Consider the following 23,734-nt stretch of genomic DNA (forward strand, 5'->3'; position numbering starts at 1 on the left):
GCGGTGCAGGAAACGAGGGGAAGCGAAGGGACCGCTTCCGGGGAACGGCCGTTTCCGGACCGGCGAGCGAAGGGCGTGGTGGTGGCGATCAAAGTGACCGGTGAGGAGCGGGGCCGTTGGGCCGTGCTCCACGTGGCGGGCGAACTGGACCTGGTCACCTCGACCAGCCTGCGCCGGCGGGTCCACGACGAGGTGGCCGAGGGCCGTCACCTCCTCGTCCTCGACCTCTCCGGCGTCCGGTTCTGCGACTCCAGCGGCGTGGGCGTCCTCATCGCCGCCCGCCGCCTCCTGCGCTCCTGCGGCGGCCGGCTGCGCCTCGTCCTCCCGGCGGGCGGCGGCCAGGACGCGCACGTCAACAAGGTCTTCGGCGCGCTCGGCGTGCGCCGGCTGTTCGACGTGTACGCGAGCCTCGACGAGGCGACGACGGAGGAGGAACAGCCGAGCCAGGTGTCGGCGTAGCCGATCGCCGCTCCGGCTCTGCGCCGCTCCGGCTCTGCGCCGCTCCGGCTTCCTGGTGTGTGGCGACGTCCCGGCGCAGGCGGCCCTGCCCGAGGCGCCCCTCGTGCCTGTTCACGGCGCTCCCGCGCTCCGGCGCTACAGCGTCCGCCCGGCCTCGGTCACGAAGGCCGTCACCGCCGCGCGCGTGATGTCGCGGCGTCTCTCCAGCTCGGCCCGGTCGGGGGCCCTGTGTAACTGGTCGGTCAGCTCCAGAGCCTCGCGCGCCCGCGCGACGAGCGCCTCGTCCGGCGTGAGCATCTGGACGCGGAACAGTGCCTCCTGGACCGTCGTCCGCTGCGCGTACCCCTCCAGGCGGGCCCGGTGCGCCTCTTCCGGCTGGTTGTCCGCGTGCAGCCGGAACCAGCGGTCCAGCAGCACCCGCCGGTAGGTCACCAGCGCCCCCGCGTACGCGGAGTACGCGGCCATCCGCTCCTGCCGCAGCCGCTCCTCGCGCGTGAAGCGCTCCGCCCGCTCGGCCGCCCGGACCTGGAACCGGTGGGTGAGCCCCGCACCGAGCAGGGTCCCCAGCACCGCCACGAGGCTCGCCGTCAACGTCTCCACGCCGGACAGTTGATCACACGGACCCGGCCCCTCTTCAACTCCCCGAATACCGCTCCCGCAGCTTGTACTTGAGCACCTTGCGCAGCGTCTCGTTGCGCGGCAGCGCCTCCACCACCTCCAGCCGCTCCGGCAGCTTGTGCGGCGCGAGCCCCTGTTCGCGCAGGTAGGCGACGACCTCCGCCAGGCTCAACTCGCCCTGCGCGTCCGCCGGTTCCACCACCGCGCACACCAGCTCCCCGCGCTCCGCGTCCGGCAGCCCGACCACCGCGGCCTCCCCGACGCCGGGGTGCGCCGCGAGGAGGTCCTCGATCTCCTTCGCGGAGACGTTCTCGCCCTTGCGGATGATGACGTCCTTCAGCCGGCCGGTGAGGACGAGGTGCCCGGTGGGGGTGACGTACCCGAGGTCGCCGGTGCGCAGGAACCCGTCCGCGTCGAACGCCTCGGCGGTCTGCTCCGGGTCCAGGTACCCCTGGCAGACGGCCTCGCCGCGCAGCCGCACCTCGCCGTCGACGATGCGTATCTCCATCCCTTCCGGCGGTCTGCCTTCCGTCGTCGCCAGGTTCTCCGGGGTGTCGTCCGGCGAGCCCATCGTGATCATCGGTACCTCGGTCATGCCGTATCCGTGCGTCAGCTGCACCTCCAGCTCCCGTACCACCGCGTGGTACACCTCCGGCGGCTTCGGGGCGCCGCCGCCCGCGAGGAGCCTCAGCGTCGGGATCACCTTCGCCCCCGGCCGCTTGCGCTGCTCCGCGAGGAACATCGAGTAGAACGCCGTCGACCCGCCCGCCACCGTCACGCCGTGCCGCCGGAACTCATCGAGCGCCTCGGGGAGGGCGAACCGCTCGAACATCACCGCCGGGAAGCCGTAGAGCAGCAGCATCACCGTGTAGTCCGGCCCCGCGATGTGGGCGTACGGGAAGGCCATCGACCCCACGTCCGTCTCCGACAGGCGCAGTGCGTGGGCGAGGCAGGCACCCCCGGCGATGAGCGAGCGGTCTGTGTGGAGAACGCCCTTGGGGTCCGAGGTCGTTCCCGAGGTCCAGTAGATCCACCGAACGGAGTAACCGTCGTCCGGCGGAGCGGGCAGTACGGCCGGATCGCCGGCCGGCAGAGCGTCGTACGCCTCGAAGATCCCCTTCGCGCCGAGCCGCCGCGCCATGCCGGTGTGGTCGAAGTCCCGCCAGACGCCCGGCACGGCGAAGAACTCGGCCTTGGACTCCCGCAGCGCGAAGCCGACCTCGCGGTCCCGGCAGAACGGGATCACCGGGCTCTGGACGGCGCCCAGGCGCGCGAGCGCGAAGGTCAGGACGGCCGTCTCGATCCGGGTGGGGAGCTGCCAGGCGACGACCGTGCCGGAGCGCACCCCCATGCCGTACAGGCCGGCCGCCGTGCGCTCGGCGCCGTCGCGCAGTTCGCCGAACGTCAGCGTGCGGTCGTCCTGGAGGAGCACCGGGCGGTCGGGGGTGAGGGCGGCGCGGCGGTCGAGGAGTTCCCAGAGGGTGCGGGCGGAGCTCAGCGCGTGCGCGGTGTCGGTCACTTCGGGCCCCCTGCGTCTCTGGCGGGTCGTCAGATCGTAGGGGCGTGCGCCTTGTCGGTCCAGGGGTGCGGGGCTAGTCTGCGCGTGACGACAGGATCTGACGGTCCATCAGATATCGGGAGTGGGGGCCTCATGGGCGAGCTGCCGCGCATCGTCAGCGTCGACGACCACGTGATCGAGCCGGCGCACCTCTTCGAGACCTGGCTGCCGGCGAAGTACCGGGAGCACGGGCCGAAGCCGCTGACCGCCGGGATCGGTGAACTGGCCTACATCGGCGGCAAGTACCAGATCACGATGGACCCGGACGGGCCGCCCGCCGACTGGTGGATCTACGAGGGCCTCAAGTTCCCCTACAAGCGCGTCATCGCCGCCGTCGGCTTCGACCGCGACGACATGACCCTGGAGGGCATCACGCGCGCGGAGATGCGCCCCGGCTGCTACGACCCGGTCGAGCGGCTCAAGGACATGGACCTCAACCACGTCGAGGCGAGCCTGTGCTTCCCGTCCTTCCCGCGCTTCTGCGGGCAGACCTTCGCGGAGGCGCAGGACAAGGACGTCGCCCTCGCGTGCGTGCGCGCCTACAACGACTGGATGGTCGAGGAGTGGTGCGGCGGCAGTGGCGGACGGCTCATCCCGCTCTGCCTGATCCCCCTGTGGGACATCGGCCTCGCCGTCGAGGAGATCCGGCGCAACGCCGCGCGCGGGGTGCGCGCCGTGACGTTCTCCGAGATCCCCACCCACCTCGGCCTGCCGTCCATCCACTCCGGCTACTGGGACCCCTTCTTCGCGGCCTGCCAGGACACCGGGACGGTCGTCAACATGCACATCGGCTCGTCCTCCCAGATGCCCGCCGCCTCCCCCGACGCGCCTCCGGCCGTCCAGGCGTCCCTGTCGTTCAACAACGCCATGGCGTCGATGATGGACTTCCTCTTCAGCGGCGTCCTGGTGCGCTTCCCGCGCCTCAAACTCGCCTACTCCGAGGGGCAGATGGGCTGGATCCCGTACGCCCTGGAGCGCGCCGACGACGTCTGGGAGGAACACCGCGCGTGGGGCGGCGTCCGCGACCTGGTCCCCGAGCCGCCGTCGACGTACTACTACCGGCAGATCTTCTGCTGCTTCTTCCGCGACAAGCACGGCGTCGCCTCCATCGACGTCGTCGGCCGCGACAACGCCACCTTCGAGACGGACTACCCGCACGTCGACTCGACGTTCCCGCACACCAAGCAGATCGCCCTGGAGCACGTCGAGGGACTCGACGAGGAGACGACGTACAAGCTGATGCGCGGCAACGCGATCCGCATGCTCGACCTGGACCTCGACAAGTAGCGCCCATGGACCTCGCGTACACGCCCGAGGAGGAGGAGTTCCGTGCGCGCCTGCGCGCGTGGCTGACGGAAACGCTGCCCCAGCTGCCCCCGAAACCGCCCCCGGACGACTGGCCCGCGCGGCGCGCGTACGACCTCGGCTGGCAGCGCAGGCTGTACGACGCCGGCTACGCGCACGTGCACTGGGACGCCTCCCCGACGGTCCGCCTGATCTTCCTGGAGGAGACCGAGCGGGCCGGCGCGCCCTACGTGGGCGCCGGGTTCGTGGGCCTCCTGCACGCGGGCCCGACGATCGCCGCCGAGGGGACGGCCGCCCAGCGCGAACGCTGGCTGGGGCCGATCCTGCGCGGCGAGGAGGTCTGGTGCCAGGGGTTCAGCGAACCGGGCGCCGGTTCCGACCTCGCGTCCCTGCGTACGCGCGCGCGGCGTGACGGCGACGTCTACCGGGTCACCGGCTCCAAGATCTGGACGTCCCACGCGGAGGTCGCCGACTGGTGCGAACTCCTCGTGCGCACCGACCCGGACGCCCCCAAGCACCGGGGGATCACCTGGCTCGCGATGCCGATGGACGCCCCCGGGATCACCGTACGGCCGCTGCGCACGCTCGCCGGGTCCGCCGAGTTCGCCGAGGTGTTCCTCGACGACGTGCCGGTGCCGGTCGCGGGCCGGGTCGGCGACGAGAACGACGGCTGGCGCGTCACGATGGTCACGCTCTCCTTCGAGCGCGGCACCGCCTTCGCCGGCGAGGTGGTCGCCTGTCGCCGCGTGCTGGCCGAACTCGCCCGCGAGGCCCTGGCGGTCGGCCGCTGGGACGATCCGGCCCTACGGCGCCGTCTGGGGCGCCTGGACGCCGAGCTGCGGGCCCTGTGGCGGCTCGTCCAGTGGAACGTCTCGGAGGCGACCGCGAACGGCGTGCCCGGGGTGGGCGGCTCGGTCTTCAAGCTGCGCTTCTCGCACGCGCGCCAGGAGCTGTACGACGCCGCCGCCGAGGTGCTCGGCGACGCGGCGCTCGATCTGGACCGGCCGTGGGTGCTGGAGCGGCTGTCGTCGCTGTCGTACACGATCGCGGCGGGGACGTCGCAGATCCAGCGGACGATCGTGGCGGAACGGGTGCTGGGGCTGCCCAAGGGGCGCTGACGGGGAGGGACTTGTGAGATTCCGGCTGACCGACGATCAGCGTGCCCTGCGCGCGGGCGTGCGTGAGGTGCTCGACCGGCGCTTCGGGGCCGAGGCGCTGCGGGCCGCCGTGGGGAGACCCGCGCTCGACCGGGGGCTGTGGCGGGCCCTCGGGGAGGCCGGGTTCTTCGCGCTGCGGCTGCCGGAGGAGGCCGGCGGGGTCGGACTCGGGCTGCCGGAGGTGGTGCTGGCCTTCGAGGAGGCCGGACGGGCGCTGCTGCCGGGGCCGTTGGTGGCGACGCACCTCGCGGCGGGGACCGTGCCGGGCGCGGCGGAGGGGGTGACCGTCGTCGCGATGGTCGACGGAGGGCTCGTGGAGTGGTGGGAGGAGGCGGACGTCGTGATCGGGGAGGAGGGCGCGATCGGGAAGGGGGGCGCGATCGGGGAGGGCGGTTCAGGGGCGGTCGCCGTGCGGTCGGTCGATCCGCTGACGCCGCTGCACCGTGTTTCCGGCGCCGTCCCGCGCGCGGGTGACCCCGTTGCTGTCCTCCTCACCGCCGCCGAGCAGCTCGGTACGGCCGCGCGCGCGGGTGAGCTGGCCGTCGAACACGCGCGTACGCGCGAGCAGTTCGGCCGTCCGATAGGCGCGTTCCAGGCGGTGCAGCACCTGTGCGCCGAGGCGCTGGTGCGGGTGGAGGTCGCGCGCGCGGCGGTGTACGCGGCGTCGGTCACCGGGGACGCCGCCGACATCGCGGGCGCGCGGGTGCTCGCGGACGAGGCCGCCGTACAGGGCGCGCGGGACTGCCTCCAGGTGCTCGGCGGGATGGGGTTCACCTGGGAGGCGGACGTACATCTGTCGCTCAAGCGCGCGTGGGTGCGCGCGCGGCGTGCGGGAGGGGCGCGGGAGAGCGAGGAACTGCTCGCGCGGGAGCTGCTCTCCGGGGCCGGCTGACACCGCCGTGGCCTGCGAGGACGGTGCCGCGCGCGGGGGCGCGGTGTACGGATGTCGACGATTGTGGCAACGGATGATGACGGTGTGTCGATACCTGGTTGTGTCCCGCGCGTGACCCGTCACGGTGCGGAGTCGGGGATTCGCTCCGGTACCTTCGGGGGATGCGAGTGGTTCCGGGTGTGAGCCGCCCCGGTGTCGCCTGTCCGACTTCCGCAGAGGGGGGTCGCACAGTATGCCGCACGGGTACTCCTTCGCGCTGGAATATGCCCGAAGCGCTCGCCGGGGTGACGGAACGTCGATCAAGCTGTTCTGCAAGGGATTCACGTTCTGTCACGACGCCTCGGGCGGTTGCCGGGGGCGCGCGGGAAATGGCTACGATCGTGGCCCTCGTCGTCATGGGGGGCACCTCGCCGTCGTGGCGCGCGGGGCTGTGTCCGCCGGTTCGGATGGTGTGAGCGGTGCAGGTGCTTCAGACGCAGTTGGAGATCCGGCCCGACCCCGCGGAGGTGGGGCGGGCCCGCAGATGGGCGTGCGCGCGCCTGGCCGGGTCGGCCCTGGCCGACGACGACGCGCTCGCCGAGACGCTCGCGCTGATCGTCTCCGAGCTGGTCACCAACGCCGTCGTGCACACCGGCCGGCCGGCCGTCCTGAGCCTTCGTCTGCCCGGTGAGGCGGCCGGCGCGGCCACGGTGCGCCTGGAGGTCGCCGACGGCAGCGAGAGGGCTCCTGTGCCCCGCTGCGCGACCGACGACGCCACCGGCGGGCGCGGCCTCGCCCTCGTCGACGGGCTCGCCGACCGCTGGGGGTGGGCCGCCGAGGGCGCGGGCAAGCGGATCTGGTGCGAACTCGACCGTCCCGCGCGGGCGCGGGGGCAGGTCGCGGCGGAGTGCGGGCGGGCGCTGGGGATCTTCGAGGGGCTGGCCTACGGCGCCGTGTGACCCGCGTGCGCGTACGTGTGCCCGGCCCGCTCTGCGAGGGCCGGCGGTGCGCCCGGCCGTGCTTCTGTGCGCGCCCGGCGCGAAGCGGGCTTACAACCACAAAACCCCGAGAGGGTGTTGACGCGAGGTGTCCGTTTGATCACGCTTGTGGTCAGCGATTCGCCGCGAGGGGACGGCGAGGGCTTCGGTGACGGAAGTCCTCGGCGAGTGTGGGTCGTTGATTCGGCGTCGGTTCCCTCTCGGGGAGAGGGGACGCGGGGCGGGCGCGCCGAGTCCGGACGGCGGTGCGCGGTGCCGTGCTCGGGGCGGGCGCGGCGTGCCGCCGTCCGGTGCCGTACGGGGACGTCTCACGCGGCCGGCTCAGAGGACCGCCACCGGTGCCACGGGCGTGCCGGTCGCGCCGACGAACGGCTCCGGCATCGCCGACAGCAGGAACGCGTACCGCCCGCTTTCTCCACAGGCTGTGGACAACTCCTCCAGGTTCCAGTTCTGCCCCTGGAGCATCCCCATCTCGACCAGGTCGAGCGCGTGCACCGGCAGCCACAGGTTCTCGATCTCCGGCGGGAAGATCTCGAAGGTCAGCGTGTCGTTCGCGACGGCGGCGACGTCCCGCGCGTGGAACCACTCCGGCGTGCGCACCGACAGCCCCGGCGACGGGTACGCGTACGCGTGCCGGTCCCCGCCGAGATACACCCGCACCTGCCCGGTCCGTACGAGGACGATGTCCCCCGCGCGCACGCGCACCCTGCCGAACTCCTCGGCCGCCGCGAGGTCCTCCGGCGTGACCGCGTGCCCGCCGTCCAACTGCTCGACGCCCCGCGCGCGGGCGACGTCGAGCAGCACGCCCCGTGAGACGACGTGCCGCGCGGTGGCGATGCCGCTGAAGGCCGCGCCCGCATGCGCGGTGATCGTGTCCGCCGGGCGCCCGTTGTAGATCCGTCCCGAGTGCGAGACGTGCGTCAGCGCGTCCCAGTGGGTGCCGGCCTGAAGGCCCATGGTCACCGCGTCGTCGCTGCACGCCACCGTGCCGGGGCCGAAGATCTCCTGGTTGATCTGCGTCATCGCGTGCAGCGGGTTGACGCGCCCGGGGATCGCCCCGGTCTGCACGCCGTCCTCCCTGAGGGGCAGCGCGAGCGGCACCCGGCGCCCGTCGCGCACCTCGGCGGCGGCCCGCCGTACGACGTCGCCGGTGATCAGGTTGAGCGTGCCGATCTCGTCGTCCGCGCCCCAACGCCCCCAGTTGTTCACGCGCCCCGCGATCTCGTGGAACTCCTCCGGCAGTGCCATCCGGTGCCTCCCCGGGGCTTGTCCTCGGCGGTTGGCCGCGCCATAAAATCTAACGGTCCGTCAGAAACCGTGGAAGGGGCGGGTCGTGGGGAACTTCTTGGCCGGCAAGGTCGTCGCCGTCACGGGCGCGGGACGGGGGATCGGACGGGCCGTCGCGCTGGCCGCCGCGCGCGAGGGCGCGCGGGTCGTCGTCAACGACTACGGCGTGGCCGTGGACGGCGCCTCGCCCGCGAGCGAGGTCGCCGAGGGAGTCGTCAAGGAGATCGCCGCCGCCGGAGGGGAGGCCGTCGCCGTCGCCGACGACATCTCGACGATGGCCGGCGGGCAGCGGGTCGTCGACGTCGCGCTGGAGACGTACGGGCGGCTCGACGGGGTCGTGTGCGTCGCCGGGATCCTGCGCGAGCGCATGCTGTTCAACATGACCGAGGACGAGTGGGACCCGGTCGTCGCGACGCACCTCAAGGGCACGTTCACGGTGTTCCGGGCCGCCTCGGCGGTGATGCGCGAGCAGGGCTCCGGGTCGCTCATCGGGTTCACCAGCGGCAACCACCAGGGCTCCGTCTCGCAGGCCAACTACAGCGCCGCGAAGGGCGGGATCATCTCGCTGGTGCGCAGCGCGGCGCTCGGGCTGCACAAGTACGGCGTGATCGCCAACGCCGTCGCGCCCGTCGCCCGGACCCGGATGTCGGCCGGGGTACCGATGGAACTCGCGGAGATGGGCGAACCCGAGGACGTCGCCGCGATGGTGATTTTCCTTTTGTCCGACCGGGCGCGCGACCTGTGGATAACCGGGCAGGTCTATACGGTCGCCGGTGCCAAGATTGCGGTGTGGGCGCAGCCGAGGGAAGTGCGGGCGGCGTTCTCGCCGGGCGGCTGGACGCCGGAGCGGATCGCCGAGGTGCTGCCGGGGAGCGTCGGGGCGGAACCGATGCCCCTGCTGGAGAAATTGGCGGAGATGAGGAAAGCGGCGGCGGAGGGAAACCGTCCCAACGCGTGAGGAGAGGAAGGGCCATGGATTTCGAATTCGGTGCCGACGACTTCCGTGCCGAGGTGCGCGCCTGGCTCTCCGAGCACGTCCCGTCGGCCGTGGACCGGCGCTCCTGGGAGCGCACGCTCGGCGCCGCCGGGCGGATCGGGATCGGCTGGGGCGAGGGCGGCTACGGCAACCGGCCCGAGCCCCTGGCGAGGCAGGTCGTGTGGGCCGAGGAGTACGCGCGCTCGGGCGCCCCCGCGCGCTCCGGGCACATCGGGGAGAACCTCCTCGCGCCCACGCTCCTGGCGCACGGAACTCCCGCGCAGAAAGCCAGATTCCTGCCCCCGATAGCCGCCGGCGAGGAATTGTGGTGCCAGGGCTACAGCGAACCCGGCGCGGGATCCGACCTCGCCGGAATCCGCACCCGCGCCGAATCCCACGAGGGCGGATACCGGATCACCGGCCAGAAGATCTGGACCTCCCTCGCGCACGACGCCGACTGGTGTTTCGTCCTCGCCCGCAGCGACCCGGAATCGACGCGCCACAAAGGGCTCACTTTTCTTCTCGTCCCCATGGACCAGCCGGGCCGGATCGACGTACGGCCCATTCGCCAGATGACCGGCACCAGCGAGTTCAACGAGGTGTTCTTCGACGGGGCCCTCGCCGCCGGGGAACACGTCGTCGGGGCCGTCGGAGACGGCTGGCGGGTCGCCATGAGCCTCCTCGGCTTCGAGCGGGGCGTCTCCACGCTCGCCCAGCAGATCGGGTTCGCCGAGGAGCTGGGGCGGGTCCTGGAGACGGCGGCGCTGACCGGGGCCGACCGCGATCCCGTCGTCCGCGAACGGCTGGTGCGCGCGTGGGCCGAGCTGCGGGTCATGCGGTGGAACGCGCTGCGCACGCTCGGCGGCGCGCAGGAGGCGGGCGCCACCAGCGTCGCCAAGCTGCTGTGGGGCGGCTGGCACCAGCGGCTCGGGGAGCTGGGCGTGCTGGTGCGGGGTGCCGGGGCCGCCGTCGGGCCCGGCGCGTGGGCGCCCGAGGCGCCGTACGAACTCGACGAGGGGCAGCGGGAGTTCCTGTTCTCGCGGGCCGACACGATCTACGGCGGCTCCGACGAGGTGCAGCGCACGATCATCGCCGAGCGGGTGCTCGGTCTGCCGAAGAGGGGAGCGGTGCGATGAGGGGTGTCGTGTTCGACGGGAGCCGCGTCGAGGTCGTGCGGGACCTCGACGTGCGGGAGCCGGGGCCGGGGGAGGTGCTGGTCGCGATCTCCGCCGCGGGGCTCTGCCACAGCGACCTGTCCGTCGTCGACGGCACGATCCCCTTCCCCGCGCCGGTCGTCCTCGGGCACGAGGGCGCGGGCGTCGTCGAGGCGGTCGGCGCGGGGGTGGCGCACGTGGCGCCCGGCGACCACGTCGCGCTCTCGACGCTGGCCAACTGCGGGGCGTGCGCGGAGTGCGACCGGGGCCGCCCGACGATGTGCCGGCACTCCATCGGCCGCCCGAAACGCCCCTTCACCCGCGCGGGCACGCCGGTCCACCAGTTCGCCGCCAACTCGGCGTTCGCCGAACGCACCGTCGTCAAGGCCGTCCAGGCGGTCCGCATCCCCAAGGACGTCCCCCTCACCTCGGCCGCCCTCATCGGCTGCGGCGTCCTGACCGGCGTCGGCGCCGCCCTCAACCGCGCCCGCGTCGACCGGGGCGACCGCGTCGTCGTCATCGGCACCGGCGGTATCGGCCTCAACGTCCTCCAGGGCGCCCGCCTGGCCGGCGCCCTGCGCATCGTCGCGGTCGACACCAACCCGGCGAAGGAGGAGGCCGCCCGCACCTTCGGCGCCACGGACTTCGTGACGTCGGCGGAAGCGGTGCGGGACCTCCTCCCGGCCGGCGCCGACCACGTCTTCGAATGCGTGGGCCGCACAGCCCTGGTCCGCGCCGCGATCGACCTCCTGGACCGCCACGGCCAGGCGATCCTCCTCGGCACCCCACCCCCCACCGCCGAGGCGTCCTTCCAGGTCACCTCCCTCTTCCTGGACAAATCCATCCTCGGCTGCCGCTACGGCTCCTCCCGCCCCCAGCGCGACATCCCCCTCTACGCCGACCTGTACCGCTCCGGCCGCCTCCTCCTGGACGAACTGGTCACCCGCACCTACCCGATCGAGGACTTCGAGAAGGCACGGGCCGACGCGGAGGAGGGGAGGGTGGCCCGGGCGGTGCTGACGTTCTGAGGAAGGCCAGGACGGGCCGTCGGCACAGGCGTTGACATGCGCACACTCGGAGTTGTCCACAGGCTGGGAAAAATTACGGAGCGTTGTCGGTCCCGGCACCTACCGTTGTCGCATGAGCTACCGAGACCTCGCCACCCGACCGGCCCTGACCTGGTCCGCCGTATCCGTCGGCGCGCGGATGCCGGTGGCCATGGCGCCGCTCGCGCTGGTGTTCCTGGCCCGGGAGCGGCCCGGGGGTTACACGCTGGGCGCGGTGCTCGCGGCGGCGTTCGTGCTCGGCGAGATCGTCGGGGCGCCGGTGCTGGGGATGCGGCTGCGGACGGAGCGGGCGCGGGCCCAGCTGGCCGCGGGGCTCGCGGGCGGGGCCCTCGGCTTCGCGGGGCTCGGCGTCCTCCCGGGGGCGCACCCCGCCGTCCTCGTCGCGTTCGCGTTCCTGGCCGGGGGCGCGCCCGCCGCCTCCGCGGGCGGACTGCGGACGCTGCTGACCGAACTGGTCCCGGAGCGGGCCGCCGCCCAGGCGCTGTCCGCCGAGTCGATGCTGATGTCCGGCGTGTGGGCGCTCTCCCCGGCCGCCGTCGCCGGTCTCGCCCTCGGCGTCGCCCCAAAGGCCCCGCTGCTGCTCGGGGCCGCCCTGATGGCCGCCTCGGTCGCGGGCCTGTGGCTGCTGCCGGCCGCGTGGGGCGTCGGCGGGGCCGAGCGGGCGGAGGGTTCCCGCGCGCGAGTGCTGGCCGGGGCCTGGCCGGTGTACGTCACGGGCGCGGCGAGCCTGACGATGCTGGGCCTCGCCGAACTCACCCTCCCCGCCCTGCTCGAACAGCGCGGCATCGGCGTCGGCTGGTCGGGCCCGCTCCTGGCGGCGATGGCGGTCGCCGCCGGGCTCGGCGCGTTCGTGTACGGGCTGCGGAACTGGCCGGGGCTGCTGCGGACCCGAGGGCTGGTGCTGACGACGGCGATGGCGGCCTGCGTGACGCTGGTCGCCCTGGCCACGCACCCGCTGGCCGTCGGGGCGGCGCTCTGCGCGGGCGGCATGTTCCAGGCGGGCGCGACGGTCACCCGCAACCTGGCCCTGCGCGACGCCCTCCCGCCGGGCGCGCTGGCCGCCGGCTACTCGGTCATGTACGCGGCGGCGGGCGCGGGGTACGCGGCGACCGGCTCCCTCGCCGGGCTCCTGCTGAAGGTCATGGAACCGTCCTCGGCGGTGCTGGCCGGGGTGGTGCTGATCCTGCTGCTGAGCGTGGTCGGGTGGGCCGGGGAGGCGCACCGCGCGGGGCGGTCAGCGCACGGCGGCGCCGTGGTCGCGGGGGCCGGCGGGGACGCGGGGAGTGCCGCCGGTGTCCCGGTCCCCCCGGAACGTACGGCGATAGGCCGACGGCGTGACGCCCAGGGAGGTCTGTAGATGCTGGCGCATCGACTGGGCGGTGCCGAAGCCCGCGTCGCGGGCGATGCGGTCGATGGAGAGGTCGGTGGATTCGAGGAGGTGACGGGCGTGGGCGATGCGTTGGGCGGTGAGCCACTGGCCGGGGCTGACGCCGGACTCCTCGCGGAAGCGGCGGGTGAAGGTGCGGACGGACATCGCCTCCTGCGCGGCCATGTCGCGCAGCTGGATCGGCTCGTGGAGGCGGGCCAGCGCCCACGCGCGGGCGGCGGCCGTGCTGGCCTGGCGGGGGTCGGGGACGGGGCGCTCGATGTACTGGGCCTGGCCGCCGTCGCGGTGCGGGGGGACGACGGTGCGGCGGGCGACCTCGTTGGCGACGGCGGCGCCGTGGTCGCGGCGCACGATGTGCAGGCACAGGTCGATCCCCGCGGCGACACCGGCCGAGGTGAGGACGTCGCCGTCGTCGATGAACAGGACGTTCGGATCGACGTCCACGCGCGGGAAGAGGCGCTGGAGGTGCTCGGCGTCGGCCCAGTGCGTCGTCGCCGGGCGCCCGTCGAGACAGCCGGCGGCGGCCAGGACGTACACGCCCGTGCAGATCGACGCGAGCCGCGCGCCGGGGCGTACGCGGGCGAGCGCCGACTCCAGTTCCGGGGTGAGGACGCCCTCCTCGAAGACCGGCCCCAGCTGGTAGGAGGCGGGGACGATCACGGTGTCGGCCTCGGCCAGCGCTTCCGGCCCGTGCTCCACCATGATCGAGAAATCGGCGTTCGTACGGACCGGGCCGGGCGGGCGTACGGAGCAGGTGATCACCTCGTACAGATGCCGGCCCCGTGCGTCCCGGGGGCGGCCGAAGATCCGGTGCGGGATGCCGAGTTCGAAGGGAAGGATGCCGTCGAGGGCGAGGACGACCACGTGGTGCGGGCGGAAGGCCCGTGCGCTTCCGGGGCTCATGGCCCGATCCTAGCGAACCATGTCCTTCGGGCCAGTCGATGCGGGGGAGCGGGGGGCCGATGCTGAGTGACGTGACTCAGACAACCGAGACTCCAGCGGACGGGTCGTACACGACCGGGTGCTCCGCGACGGGACCGTCCGGAGCCGGGCCCGCTGCTGCCGGCGCGCGCGTGGCGGAGGCGCCCGCGACCGGGCCGTCCGCGACCGGACCCTCCGCAACCGCGCAGCCCCGCGCGCCGCGTGGGAAGTGGCGTGTGCATCGTGCGTGGTTCGTGGCCGCCGTCACCTTCGTCACGATCATCGGCGCGGCGGCCTTCCGGTCGCTGCCGGGTCTGCTGATCGACCCCCTGCACGACGAGTTCGGCTGGTCGCGCGGGACGATCGGCGCGGCCGTCTCCGTCAACCTCGCGCTGTACGGCCTGACCGCGCCGTTCGCGGCGGCGCTGATGGACCGCTTCGGCATCCGCAGGGTCGTCGCGATCGCGCTGACGGTGATAGCGATCGGCTCCGGACTCACCGTATGGATGACGGCGGCCTGGCAACTGATGCTGTACTGGGGCCTGTTGGTCGGCCTCGGCTCCGGCTCGATGGCGCTGGCGTTCGCGGCGACCGTCACCAACCGGTGGTTCACCGAGCGCCGCGGCCTGGTCAGCGGCATCCTCACCGCCGCGTCCGCGTCGGGCCAGCTGATCTTCCTGCCGCTGCTGTCCTGGATGGTGACCCGCTACGACTGGCGCCCGGCCGCGGTGACCGTCGCGCTCGCCGCGCTGACCGTCGTCCCCTTCGTCTGGCTGCTGCTGCGCGACCACCCGGCGGACGTCGGCATGGCGCCGTACGGCGCGAAGGGGTACGCCGAGAAGCCGCCGCCCGTCACGGGCGCAGCGCGGCGCGCGCTGACCGTCCTGTTCCAGGCGGCGCGCACCGGCCCGTTCTGGCTGCTCGCGGGCAGCTTCGCGATCTGCGGCGCGTCCACCAACGGCCTGATCCAGACCCACTTCGTGCCCGCCGCGCACGACCACGGCATGCCCGTCACGGCCGCCGCCTCGCTCCTCGCGGTGATCGGCGTCTTCGACGTCGTCGGCACGATCGCCTCCGGCTGGTTCACCGACCGCTTCGACGCGCGCCGCCTCCTCGCCGTCTACTACGCGCTGCGCGGCGTCTCGCTCCTCTTCCTGCCGATGCTGCTCGCGGCGACCGTCCACCCGCCGATGATCTTCTTCATCGTCTTCTACGGCCTCGACTGGGTCGCCACCGTCCCGCCCACCCTCGCCCTGTGCCGCGAGCAGTACGGCGACGACTCGGCGATCGTCTTCGGCTGGGTCCTCGCGTCCCACCAGGTCGGCGCGGCCCTCGTCGCCTTCCTCGGCGGCGTCGCCCGGGACGCCTTCGGCTCGTACAACGTGGTCTGGTACGCGTCGGGCGCGCTGTGCGCGGCGGCGGCGCTGATGGCGCTGCTGATACGGCGGCGGGGGGTGACGCTCGCGACGGTGTGAACCGGAGTGAACCGGCGCACGGGCGGGGCGGGCAGGCGTCGCCGGAAAGCAGTGGCGCCGATTCCGGCGAGGTGCGCGATGGCGCGCGGAGGCATCGATGCCGTGCGGTCCAGTCCCACTCCACCGCCGGAGTCCCTAGACGAACCGCCCCCGGTGGAACAGCAGCGGTCCCCGTTCGCCGTCCGTCGTCCCCAGCGCGTCCACCCGCCCTACGACGATGAGGTGGTCGCCGCCCGTGTGGACCGCGTGGATCGTGCAGTCCACCCACGCGAGCGCGCCGGCGAGGCGGGGGGACCCGCTGGCGGGGGCCGCGTCGTACGGCACCCCGGCGAACTTGTCCGTGCCGCTGCGGGCGAAGGCGCGGCACAGGTCGGACTGGTCGTCCGCGAGGACGTTGACGCAGAAGACGCCGGCGCGGGCGATACGGGGCCAGGTCGTGGACGTGCGGGCGACCATGAACACGACGAGGGGCGGGTCGAGGGAGAGGGAGGCGAAGGACTGGCAGGCGAATCCGGCGGGGGACGCTCCTTCCGTTTCGGCGGGAGCCGGTGCCGTGACAACGGTCACCCCGCTCGCGAAGTTCCCGAGCACGTGCCGGAAGACCGCCTGGTCGACCGGCGCGCCCTCGCCGTCCCGCACGCACCGCAGCTCCGGGCGCGGCCCCGGCGGCCCCTCGGCCGCCCCGCCGCCCGGCAGGGCCCTCAGATAGCGGACTGCGGCAGCCGCAGCGCCTGCGTGTCCCATCACCCTCCCATTGAAGCTGACGGATCGTCAGGTCGGAAGGGGTGGTGAACGCTTCTTTGAAGGGGTGGTGAACCCTTCTTCGCGCGCCCCGCATACGCTCCCCCTCATGAGGCGGGGGACCTTCCGGGCGGTCCGGCTGAGCTGGACGCCTGCCGACACACATGTGGCCGCGGCGACGGCGGCGGCACAGATTCCGGCCGCCCTGGTCGCCTGGCTGGCCCTGTCCTCGGGCCAGGACGACTACGGCATCCCCCCGCCCACCCTCGGCTGGGCCTGTGTCCTCCTGTTCGCTCCGCTGTGGGTACCGGTCACCGGCATGCTCCAGACGGCCCTGCTCACCCGCCCCGCCGGAACGCTCGCGGCCCTCAAGGGTGGGTGGTCGTACTACCTGGGAGCTACGGCGCTCGTCAGCGCGCTGTGGGCGGTGCTCGCGACCCTCACCCTGGGCGCTCCTCTCCTGCCGACCGCCGCCGCCTTGACCGCGCTGGGCATCCTCCCGATGCTCGCGGTCCTGGTACTACGCCGCAGGAGCTACCCGTGGTCGGCCGGAGGCGTGTGGTGGCGCTCGGTCCCCGCCTCGGTGGCCCTGTTCGGCGTAGCACTCGCGGGGATGCTCGCGGCTGACGCGGCAGGTCTAGTACCGGAGTACGAGCCACCCCGGCTCTCCGCCGACCGCCTCACCGGCGTCTGGCGCGGCCCGGACGGCGCGGAACTGACCCTGCGCCCAGGAGGCCACGCCGAGGCGAACGCCCTGCCCGCCCAGCGGCCCGACGGGGACTGGTCCGCCGACAAGGTCTACGACGTCTGCGACGCGACCGGCACATGGTTCCTCGACACCGAGGGCCGCCATGACGGGTACGCCGGCGAGGGTCCCGAGGAACGCGATGGCGCGGTCGTACGCCTTGAGGGGTGTGGGGCGGAGACGTACTGGGTCGTCGGCGGTACGGCGGACTCGCCGGAGTTGTTCGTGCTGTTCGGGGATCCTGACGCGGGCGATCTGCGCATCCTCAGGCCCGTCTGAAGGCATGTCTGACAGGACACCTTCCGGGGTCAACGCCCCCTGAACTCAGGGGATCTGCGCTCGACGAACGCCCGCAGTCCTTCCCTCGCGTCCGCCGTCGTCATGTTGATCTCCTGCGCGGCGGCCTCGGCGGCGAACGCGGTGGCCCGGTCGGAGTCGAGGGAGGCGTTGACGAGTTGCTTGGTGAGGGCGAGGGAGCGGGTGGGTGCGGTGGCCAGCCGGGCCGCCCACTCCTGTGCCGTCTTCGCCAACTCCCCGTCCGGGACAACCCTGTTGACCAGACCGAGCCGCTCGGCCTCCGGCGCCGACAGTGAATCCCCGAAGAACATCAGCTCCTTGGCGCGATGCGGCCCGATCAGCCGGGGCAGCAGATAGGCGCCGCCCGCGTCGGGAACGAGCCCCCGACGCACGAACACCTCGATGAAACGGGCCGATTCGGCGGCGAGCACGAGATCGCAGGCGAAGGCGAGATGCGCCCCAAGCCCCGCCGCCGTCCCGTTCACCGCCGCGATCACGGGCTTCTCGCAGTCGAGTACAGCGGCGACGAGCCGCTGCGCACCCAGCCGCAGCGTCCGCGACACGTCCCCGGGCAGCACCTCTCTCACGGGGCCGCCCCGCAGGTCGGCACCCGCGCAGAAGCCGCGACCGGTGCCGGTCAGGACGACGACGCGTACGGCGGGGTCGGCCGAGGCGTCCGCCAACTGGCCGATGATCGCGTCCCGTTGGGGCGGCGTCAGGGCGTTCAGGGACTCGGGCCGGTTGAGGGTGAGGCGGGTGATGCCGCGGTCGTCGGTGGAGTGGAGGAGGGGGGATTCGGGGGCGGTGCGGGTTTGGGGCGCAGGAGTGGGGTGGGGTTCGGGGCCGGCGTGGGCCTCGGGATTGGCGTGGGCTTCGGGGGCGGCGCCGGTTTCAGGGGAGGGGCTGGAGGCGGCCTGGGCCTCGGGCGAGGCGTCGGTTTTCGAGGCGGCGTGGGTTCTGGGCGCGGCGTCGGTGCCGGGCCCGTCCGGCCGGGGCGTGCTCACCGGCACACCGCCAGCGCGTCCAGCGCCACCGCCCCCTGGCCCCGGGGCAGCACGATCAGCGGGTTGATGTCCAACTCCGCGATGTCGTCGACGAGTTCGAGCGACATCCGCTGCACCCGCAGGATCACCTCGACCAGCGCGTCCAGGTCCGCAGGCGGCCTCCCCCGTACGCCGTCCAGCAGCGCCCGCCCCCGCAGATCCGTCAGCATGTCCCGCGCCTGCGTCTCCCCGAAGGGCGGTACGCGCACGGCGGTGTCGTGCAGGACCTCGACCAGGACTCCGCCGAGCCCGACCGTCACCGTCGGCCCGAACAGCGCGTCATGACTGACGCCGACGACCATCTCCACGCCCTGCGCGACCATCTGGCAGACCAGGACGCCGTCCAGTGCGACGTCCTCGTACCGGGCGATATCTGTCAACTCGCGGTAGGCGTCCCGGACTTGGCTGGCCGAGGTGAGGCCGATCTTCACCAGGCCGAGTTCCGTCTTGTGGGCGATGTCCGCGCCGGACGCCTTCATCACGACCGGGTAGCCGACGAGGCTCGCCGCCCGTACGGCGCCCGCCGCGCTGGTCACCAACTGCTCGCGCGGCACCCGGATCCCGTACGCGCGCAGCAGTTGCTTGGCCGCGTGCTCGCTCAACTGCTGTCCGGGGCGCATGAGTTCGCGGGCCTTGCGGAAGGAGGGCGAGGGGGTGCGGGGGGCCTGGTCGAAGGGGGAGCGGTAGTCGCGGGTGAAGCGGTGGTGGTCGAGGTAAGCCCGCACCGCGTTCAGGCAGTTGGGAACCGTACGGAACGTCGTGACCCGGCGCGAGCCCAACAGCACGTCCCGGTACGCCTGTTCGGTGCCGACCGGCGAACCCCACACCACACACACCAGCTTGTCCGTCTCCTCGGCCGCCGCCACCAGGTCCTCGACCAGGCGGTCGCTGAGCGGCGGGAACGGGCCGGTGATCGGACAGATCAGCACCCCGACCGACGGATCGGCGAGGATCGCGTCGATGATCTTCCGGCCCCGGTGGTCGCCGACCGGGTGTCCGCCGTTGTCGATCGGGTTCGCGACGCTGAGGAACTCCGGTATCCACTGGTGGAGTTCGGCCTGCTTGGCGGCGGAGAGGGGCGGCAGGTCGAGGCCCGCCGTCGTCGCGAGGTCGGCGACGTGGGCACCGGTGCCGCCCGAAATGGCGTACACGGCAACGCCGTTCGCCACCGGGGGCTTCGCGCGGGCCAACAAGGTTGCCGTGTCCTGGAGTTCGTCGAGCGCGTCGACGCGGATCACGCCGTACTGCCGCATCGCGGCGTCGACCACGTCGTCGGCGCCGGTGAGTTTGCCGGTGTGCGAGGCCGCCGTGCGGGCGCCGGTCTCGGTGCGGCCGACCTTCACCGCGACGACGGGCACCTTGCGGCGGGCGGCCCGGTCGGCTGCGAGCAGGAACGCGCGACCGTCCTTGAGGCCCTCGACGTAGCACGCGATCGCGCCGGTCTCGGGCCGCTCGGCGAAGTACGAGATGAAGTCGGCCGTTTCGAGGTCGGCCTCGTTCCCGGTGGGCGCCCAGTGGGAGAGGCGCACACCCAACTCCTGGAGGGAGAACACCGGTCGGCCCTGGTGGCCGGACTGGGTGATGAGGGCGATCGCCGGCCCGCCGAGGTCGTCGCGGAACTCCTCGAAGGCGTTCAGGTTGGTGTTCGGGCCGAGGAGCCTGAGGCCCGCGCGCTCGACGGCCGCCGTCAGCCTCGCCTGGGCGGCGGCGCCCTCCTCGCCGGTCTCCGCGAAACCGGACGCGAAGGCGACCGCGAACTTCACCTTCGTCTCGGCGAGTTGCTCGATCACCGGCAGCGGGTCGGACACCAACAGCACGGCCACATCGACCTGTTCGGGAAGGTCGGAGACCGATGCGACGCAGGGAATGCCGAAGACCTCAGGACGGGTGGGGTGCACCGGGTGCAGCCGGGCCCCCACCCGCTTCGACCAGGCCAGCAACTGCCTGGTGATCCCGGTGTTCGGCCGTCCCTCGGCGTCCGAGGCGCCGATGACCGCGACCGACTCGGGCCGGAAGAATCTCTCCAGATCGGGCACGTCCGCGTACAGCGGACGCCCGCTGACGTCCATGCCGTCCACATCGGCCGGCCTGCCGTGCACGGCCGGTCCGGGCTGCTCGCCGCACGCGATGACCCGGGCCCGGCGGGAGTCGGTGGTGAGGGTGCCGTGGGTTGATCCAAGCATCGGTCCGCCCGCCTCCTTGACTTAGCTGACGCACTGTCAGATTACAGAACTGATGGTGTGTCAGGAATGGGGGTGCGGTGAAAGGTTGGCGGGTGGCCGGGTCGGGTCGGTGCTGGGAGGTCAGTCCTGGAAGGTGTACACGGTGAAGTCCTCGACCGGCCGGTAACCGATCCGCTGGTACAGGGCGTTGCTCGTCTGGTTCGCCAAGTCCGTGAAGAGCAGCACCTCTTCGGCCCCGGCCTCGCGGGCGCGGCGGCTCGCCTCGGCGGTGGCGGCGCCCGCGTACCCCTTGGCGCGGTGCTCGGGCGGGGTGTAGACCGTGACGATCCGGATCTGGCCCGCGATCAGGCCGGTCGCGCTCGCCATCGACACCGGGGTGCCGTCCGGGGTCTCCCAGAGCGTGAACGAGCCCGCGGCGATGCGGGCGGTCAGCAGGGAGTCGGCCATGGTGTGGGGGTGGCCGATCTCCGTCGTGAACTTGTCGTTCCAGGCCCGCAGCAGAGCGTGGTCCGCCGGGGTCGCGGTGCGGGACCGACCCGGCGGGATCGGCTGGGGGTGCGTCAACTCCTCCAGCCTGTAGAGGCGTTCACGCCGGAACACGGTCTCGGTGGCGTTCGTTCCGCGCTTCCAGGCCGCCACGAACGCCTCCACCGTCTTCGTGTCCGAAGTGACGCCGGACAGCGGGTGGTTGTGGTCCAGGAGCGCTTCGGCCAGCGACTCGGTGCGGCGCGGGGTGAGGTGGGTGACGTTGAGCGGGAACGGCGGGGTCTGGAAGAAGGCCGCCGCCACCTCGCCGTCGGCGCCGGTCAGGACACCGAAGAGGGGACGGCTGCCGCCGTACAGGTCGGTGCCCTGGGCGCGCAGGTTCTCGGTCACGGTGAGCGGGACCGTGTGGTGGACCGGCCGGGAGCGCAGGAACGGGCCTGCCGTGTCCAGGAATTCGGTCAGGTCGGTCGTCAACTGCCAGTGTTCGTAGGTCATGTGCTCTCCCCGTTCGGTTCAGGATCGGTGGCCAGGCGGGCATGCAGATGCATGTCGCGGAAGGCGTCGTGGCGGCCCGCGGCGAACGTCGCGTCACGCAGGGTGCCCTCGTAGCGGAAACCGCAGCGCTCGGCGATGCGGCAGGAGACGCCGTGCCCGTCCGCGTGGTCCAACTCCAGCCGGTGCAGGCCGAATTCGGTGAGCGACCAGCGGGCTACGACGGTCAGGGCGCGGGTCGCGACACCCTGCCCCCGCGCCTCGGGCAGCACCCAGTACCCGACCCGTGCGCTCCGGGTGACCCGGTTGACGACGTTCAGCCCGATCTGCCCCAGCGTCTCGCCCGTCACGGCGTCGGTGACGCGGAACGGCATACCGGTGCCCTGCGCGGCTGCCTCCACTTTCGACCGCAGGTGAGCGCGGGCCGAGTCGGGGTCCGTGATCGGCATGAGGGGGGTGTTCCAACGCCGGAACTCGTCGTTCGCCTGCCCCCGCAGCCAGGCGTCGACGTCCGTGGGGGAGCCGGGGTCCCAGGAGCGCAGGACCAGGCCGTGGCCGTACAGGCGGGGTACGAGGGCCGGGGGTACGGGTAGGGGGTCGGTCGCTCGGGGCATGGGGCCATTGAAACCGGGTCCCTCTTGAGGGGCACCCCATTTGATCTACGCCTCGGGAGCTACCTCTCCGGAGCTACCCCTCGGGAGTTACTTCCCTGGGGCCACCTCTACCGGGCCACCCCTCAGGCGCGCCCGGGCGGCCCGAACACCGGCACGCCTTCCCGGAAGCTCACCGCCAGCTCCATCCCCGGGTGGAGTTCCGCAGGCGCGCATCCCACGACCTCCGTCATCATCCGGGGCCCCTCCTCCAGGTCCACCACAGCCGCGACATAGGGCGTGCGGTCGCGGAAGGGTGGGAGGTCGTTCCGGTGGACGGTCGACCAGGTGTACAGGCCGGCCCGCCCGCTCGCCTCCTCCCAGACGACGTCCTCGCTCCAGCAGTGGGGGCAGAACTCCCGAGGGTAGTGGTGAGGGCGGGAGCAGGCCGTGCAGCGCCGGATCAACAGGCGGCCCTGGGCAGCGGCGTCCCAGTAGGGGAGGGTGAGGGGGTCGGTCTCAGGTATGCCGTACGCGGGTATGTCGTACTTCCGAGGGACTCCTGGATTCTCGGCCATGTCTCAGAACCACCCCAGCGCACTGTCCACGGACCAGCTCTGCCACGACATCCCGAACAGGCCCACCACCGACATGAGCCCCATCATCGAGTTCTGCCCCTGCTCCGCCCAGTCGTGGATCATGAGGACGAAGTAGAGCCCGTTCAGCAGGAGCCCGCCGACCAGGGCGACGGGCGTGAGGAACCCGAGGATGAGGCCGAGCCCCAGGGCGAGTTCGGCGTAGGCGACGACGTACGCCATCGTCCGGGGCCGGGGCGTGACGGTGACCGCGAAGCCGCTGCGCACGGCGGACCACCGGTGCTTGGCGGCGATGTCCGCCGCCCAGCTGATCCCCCCGCCCTGGAACCACGTCTTCTTGTCCTTGTGCCGCCAGCTCTCCAGCCACCACAGCCCGAGCCCGATCCGCAACACGGCCAGCCACTGCGCACCGTCGAGCCAGATCGTGTCCATGGGACTCCCTGCGGGGTCGGGCGAACGAGGTCGCGAATCTGACGGTACGTCAGTTCTAGAAGCGGGAAGAAAGTTTGGCAAGGGGCGGCTCTACTCACCCGCACGACCACCCACTCGCCGCGAGACGGTTGACGTACGGCGACTCCTGGCGCCGGAAACTGGCCTCGACGTCCTCGCGGGCTGTGCACGGAAGTCTGATCCCGTGTCGGCCAGATGGGGCCTACCCGGACGCCCCGCAGCGCCGTGCGCTGGCAAAGGCGTTCGGGTGCGCGCGGGTGGTGTGGAACGACTGCCTGCGCGACCGGAAGGAGGCGCATGCGGCGGGGTTGCCGTACGTGACGTCGGCGGAGTTGTCCCGGCTTCGCATCACCCAGGCCAAGCGCACCGAGGAGCGTGCCTGGCTCGCCGACGTGTCAGCGGTCGTGCTTCAGCAGTCCCTGCGGGACCTGGACACTGCCTACAAGAACTTCTTCGACTCGGTCAAGGGCAAGCGGCAGGGCCGCAAGGTCGGTCCGCCCCGGTACAAGTCGAAGAAGGACACTCGGCAGTCGGTCCGTCTCAACACCAACGCCTTCTCCCTTCAGGAGAACGGCACGGTGTACGTGGCCAGGGTCGGCAAGCTCAAGGTCACGTGGTCGCGTCGGCTCCCGGCCGCGCCCACGTCCCTGACGGTCACCAGGGACAGCTGTGGCCGGTACTTCCTCAGCTTCGTCGTGGACGCCGAGCCGGACATCCTCCCCGAGGCGGAGGCCGACACGGGTATCGACCTTGGCCTGTCCGCCTTCGCGGTCCTGTCCGACGGGACGAAGATCGCCAGTCCGCGTTTCCTGCGCCGGGCCGAGAAGAAACTCCGGCGCCTCCAGCGGGAGCTGTCCCGCAAGGCCAAGGGGTCGAAG

The 23,734-nt window shown here is 72.6% G+C and carries 22 protein-coding genes; 11 read left to right on the forward strand and 11 right to left on the reverse strand.

Features of this window, described 5'->3' with window-relative positions; all coding sequences use genetic code 11:
- Positions 1–75 precede the first annotated feature (75 nt).
- Positions 76–459, forward strand: a complete 384-nt coding sequence (locus PV682_RS27465; protein WP_055723419.1) for an STAS domain-containing protein — start codon at positions 76–78, stop codon at positions 457–459.
- 135 nt (positions 460–594) lie between these two features.
- On the opposite strand, the gene PV682_RS27470 is transcribed toward PV682_RS27465, so the two are convergent.
- Positions 595–1,059, reverse strand: coding sequence for a cation:proton antiporter (locus PV682_RS27470; protein ID WP_319734455.1), 465 nt, complete (start codon positions 1,057–1,059; stop codon positions 595–597).
- A gap of 34 nt (positions 1,060–1,093) precedes the next feature.
- The gene (locus PV682_RS27475) at positions 1,094–2,596 is read right to left on the reverse strand and encodes a class I adenylate-forming enzyme family protein (protein WP_319734457.1); all 1,503 of its coding nucleotides are present in this window, start codon (positions 2,594–2,596) and stop codon (positions 1,094–1,096) included.
- Positions 2,597–2,728: 132 nt separating this feature from the next.
- Here PV682_RS27475 and PV682_RS27480 point away from each other — a divergent pair, with 132 nt between their 5' ends.
- The 4 genes from PV682_RS27480 to PV682_RS27495 all read left to right on the forward strand — a co-directional run bounded on the left by PV682_RS27480 (position 2,729) and on the right by PV682_RS27495 (position 6,927).
- Positions 2,729–3,922, forward strand: a complete 1,194-nt coding sequence (locus PV682_RS27480; RefSeq protein ID WP_319734459.1) for an amidohydrolase family protein — start codon at positions 2,729–2,731, stop codon at positions 3,920–3,922.
- 5 nt (positions 3,923–3,927) lie between these two features.
- The gene (locus tag PV682_RS27485; RefSeq protein WP_319734461.1) at positions 3,928–5,058 is read left to right on the forward strand and encodes an acyl-CoA dehydrogenase family protein; all 1,131 of its coding nucleotides are present in this window, start codon (positions 3,928–3,930) and stop codon (positions 5,056–5,058) included.
- 13 nt (positions 5,059–5,071) lie between these two features.
- Positions 5,072–5,989, forward strand: a complete 918-nt coding sequence (locus PV682_RS27490; protein ID WP_319734463.1) for an acyl-CoA dehydrogenase family protein — start codon at positions 5,072–5,074, stop codon at positions 5,987–5,989.
- A gap of 458 nt (positions 5,990–6,447) precedes the next feature.
- The gene (locus tag PV682_RS27495) at positions 6,448–6,927 is read left to right on the forward strand and encodes an ATP-binding protein (protein WP_319734465.1); all 480 of its coding nucleotides are present in this window, start codon (positions 6,448–6,450) and stop codon (positions 6,925–6,927) included.
- 360 nt (positions 6,928–7,287) lie between these two features.
- Here the strand turns inward: PV682_RS27495 and PV682_RS27500 are convergent, their stop codons facing one another.
- Positions 7,288–8,214, reverse strand: coding sequence for a cyclase family protein (locus tag PV682_RS27500; RefSeq protein WP_319734467.1), 927 nt, complete (start codon positions 8,212–8,214; stop codon positions 7,288–7,290).
- Positions 8,215–8,299: 85 nt separating this feature from the next.
- Between PV682_RS27500 and PV682_RS27505 the strand changes: the two genes are divergently transcribed.
- The 3 genes from PV682_RS27505 to PV682_RS27515 are packed head-to-tail and all read left to right on the forward strand — an operon-like array spanning position 8,300 to position 11,411.
- A complete protein-coding gene (locus PV682_RS27505; RefSeq protein WP_319734469.1) occupies positions 8,300–9,211 on the forward strand; it encodes an SDR family oxidoreductase in 912 nt (303 codons plus the stop codon).
- Between the two features lie 14 nt (positions 9,212–9,225).
- Complete coding sequence (locus PV682_RS27510; RefSeq protein WP_319734471.1) at positions 9,226–10,365, forward strand: acyl-CoA dehydrogenase family protein; 1,140 nt, start codon at positions 9,226–9,228, stop codon at positions 10,363–10,365.
- Complete coding sequence (locus PV682_RS27515) at positions 10,362–11,411, forward strand: Zn-dependent alcohol dehydrogenase (protein ID WP_319734473.1); 1,050 nt, start codon at positions 10,362–10,364, stop codon at positions 11,409–11,411. Before PV682_RS27510 ends, PV682_RS27515 begins: the two co-directional genes overlap by 4 nt.
- Positions 11,412–12,684: 1,273 nt before the next feature.
- On the opposite strand, the gene PV682_RS27525 is transcribed toward PV682_RS27515, so the two are convergent.
- Complete coding sequence (locus PV682_RS27525; protein WP_319734474.1) at positions 12,685–13,740, reverse strand: GlxA family transcriptional regulator; 1,056 nt, start codon at positions 13,738–13,740, stop codon at positions 12,685–12,687.
- 59 nt (positions 13,741–13,799) lie between these two features.
- On the opposite strand from PV682_RS27525, the gene PV682_RS27530 reads away from it, so the two are divergent.
- On the forward strand, positions 13,800–15,233 hold the full coding sequence (locus PV682_RS27530) for an MFS transporter (protein WP_407705746.1): 1,434 nt from the start codon (positions 13,800–13,802) through the stop codon (positions 15,231–15,233).
- 135 nt (positions 15,234–15,368) lie between these two features.
- On the opposite strand, the gene PV682_RS27535 is transcribed toward PV682_RS27530, so the two are convergent.
- Entirely contained in the window at positions 15,369–15,977 is a 609-nt protein-coding gene (locus PV682_RS27535) for a flavin reductase family protein (RefSeq protein WP_319734478.1), read from the reverse strand.
- A 106-nt stretch (positions 15,978–16,083) separates the two neighbouring features.
- Here PV682_RS27535 and PV682_RS27540 point away from each other — a divergent pair, with 106 nt between their 5' ends.
- Positions 16,084–16,998, forward strand: coding sequence for a hypothetical protein (locus PV682_RS27540; RefSeq protein ID WP_319734480.1), 915 nt, complete (start codon positions 16,084–16,086; stop codon positions 16,996–16,998).
- Between the two features lie 29 nt (positions 16,999–17,027).
- Here PV682_RS27540 and PV682_RS27545 read toward each other — a convergent pair whose 3' ends face one another.
- From PV682_RS27545 to PV682_RS27570, 6 genes are all read right to left on the reverse strand, one after another.
- Positions 17,028–17,777, reverse strand: coding sequence for an enoyl-CoA hydratase/isomerase family protein (locus PV682_RS27545; RefSeq protein WP_319734498.1), 750 nt, complete (start codon positions 17,775–17,777; stop codon positions 17,028–17,030).
- 239 nt (positions 17,778–18,016) lie between these two features.
- On the reverse strand, positions 18,017–20,242 hold the full coding sequence (locus PV682_RS27550; protein ID WP_319734482.1) for an acetate--CoA ligase family protein: 2,226 nt from the start codon (positions 20,240–20,242) through the stop codon (positions 18,017–18,019).
- Positions 20,243–20,362: 120 nt separating this feature from the next.
- On the reverse strand, positions 20,363–21,223 hold the full coding sequence (locus tag PV682_RS27555; RefSeq protein ID WP_319734484.1) for a GNAT family N-acetyltransferase: 861 nt from the start codon (positions 21,221–21,223) through the stop codon (positions 20,363–20,365).
- A complete protein-coding gene (locus PV682_RS27560) occupies positions 21,220–21,834 on the reverse strand; it encodes a GNAT family N-acetyltransferase (RefSeq protein WP_319734486.1) in 615 nt (204 codons plus the stop codon). The genes PV682_RS27555 and PV682_RS27560 overlap by 4 nt, the downstream gene beginning before the upstream one ends.
- A 122-nt stretch (positions 21,835–21,956) precedes the next feature.
- The gene (locus PV682_RS27565) at positions 21,957–22,388 is read right to left on the reverse strand and encodes a Zn-ribbon domain-containing OB-fold protein (RefSeq protein WP_319734488.1); all 432 of its coding nucleotides are present in this window, start codon (positions 22,386–22,388) and stop codon (positions 21,957–21,959) included.
- 3 nt (positions 22,389–22,391) lie between these two features.
- On the reverse strand, positions 22,392–22,838 hold the full coding sequence (locus tag PV682_RS27570) for a DoxX family membrane protein (protein ID WP_319734489.1): 447 nt from the start codon (positions 22,836–22,838) through the stop codon (positions 22,392–22,394).
- Between the two features lie 194 nt (positions 22,839–23,032).
- Here PV682_RS27570 and PV682_RS27575 point away from each other — a divergent pair.
- The coding region (locus PV682_RS27575; RefSeq protein WP_319734499.1) for an RNA-guided endonuclease InsQ/TnpB family protein at positions 23,033–23,734 on the forward strand (702 nt) is incomplete at its 3' end.

The sequence above is a fragment of the Streptomyces niveiscabiei genome (genome assembly GCF_033794345.1).
Lineage (GTDB): Bacteria > Actinomycetota > Actinomycetes > Streptomycetales > Streptomycetaceae > Streptomyces > Streptomyces niveiscabiei.

Bases quoted from the DNA above. Each gene is read 5' to 3' on its own strand.
- PV682_RS27560 (WP_319734486.1), bottom strand. From the start codon at position 21,834: ATGCCCCGAGCGACCGACCCCCTACCCGTACCCCCGGCCCTCGTACCC.
- PV682_RS27485 (WP_319734461.1), top strand. From the start codon at position 3,928: ATGGACCTCGCGTACACGCCCGAGGAGGAGGAGTTCCGTGCGCGCCTG.
- PV682_RS27530 (WP_407705746.1), top strand. From the start codon at position 13,800: ATGCTGAGTGACGTGACTCAGACAACCGAGACTCCAGCGGACGGGTCG.
- PV682_RS27525 (WP_319734474.1), bottom strand. From the start codon at position 13,740: ATGAGCCCCGGAAGCGCACGGGCCTTCCGCCCGCACCACGTGGTCGTC.
- PV682_RS27550 (WP_319734482.1), bottom strand. From the start codon at position 20,242: ATGCTTGGATCAACCCACGGCACCCTCACCACCGACTCCCGCCGGGCC.
- PV682_RS27570 (WP_319734489.1), bottom strand. From the start codon at position 22,838: ATGGACACGATCTGGCTCGACGGTGCGCAGTGGCTGGCCGTGTTGCGG.
- PV682_RS27535 (WP_319734478.1), bottom strand. From the start codon at position 15,977: ATGGGACACGCAGGCGCTGCGGCTGCCGCAGTCCGCTATCTGAGGGCC.
- PV682_RS27510 (WP_319734471.1), top strand. From the start codon at position 9,226: ATGGATTTCGAATTCGGTGCCGACGACTTCCGTGCCGAGGTGCGCGCC.
- PV682_RS27500 (WP_319734467.1), bottom strand. From the start codon at position 8,214: ATGGCACTGCCGGAGGAGTTCCACGAGATCGCGGGGCGCGTGAACAAC.
- PV682_RS27555 (WP_319734484.1), bottom strand. From the start codon at position 21,223: ATGACCTACGAACACTGGCAGTTGACGACCGACCTGACCGAATTCCTG.
- PV682_RS27565 (WP_319734488.1), bottom strand. From the start codon at position 22,388: ATGGCCGAGAATCCAGGAGTCCCTCGGAAGTACGACATACCCGCGTAC.
- PV682_RS27480 (WP_319734459.1), top strand. From the start codon at position 2,729: ATGGGCGAGCTGCCGCGCATCGTCAGCGTCGACGACCACGTGATCGAG.
- PV682_RS27515 (WP_319734473.1), top strand. From the start codon at position 10,362: ATGAGGGGTGTCGTGTTCGACGGGAGCCGCGTCGAGGTCGTGCGGGAC.
- PV682_RS27540 (WP_319734480.1), top strand. From the start codon at position 16,084: ATGAGGCGGGGGACCTTCCGGGCGGTCCGGCTGAGCTGGACGCCTGCC.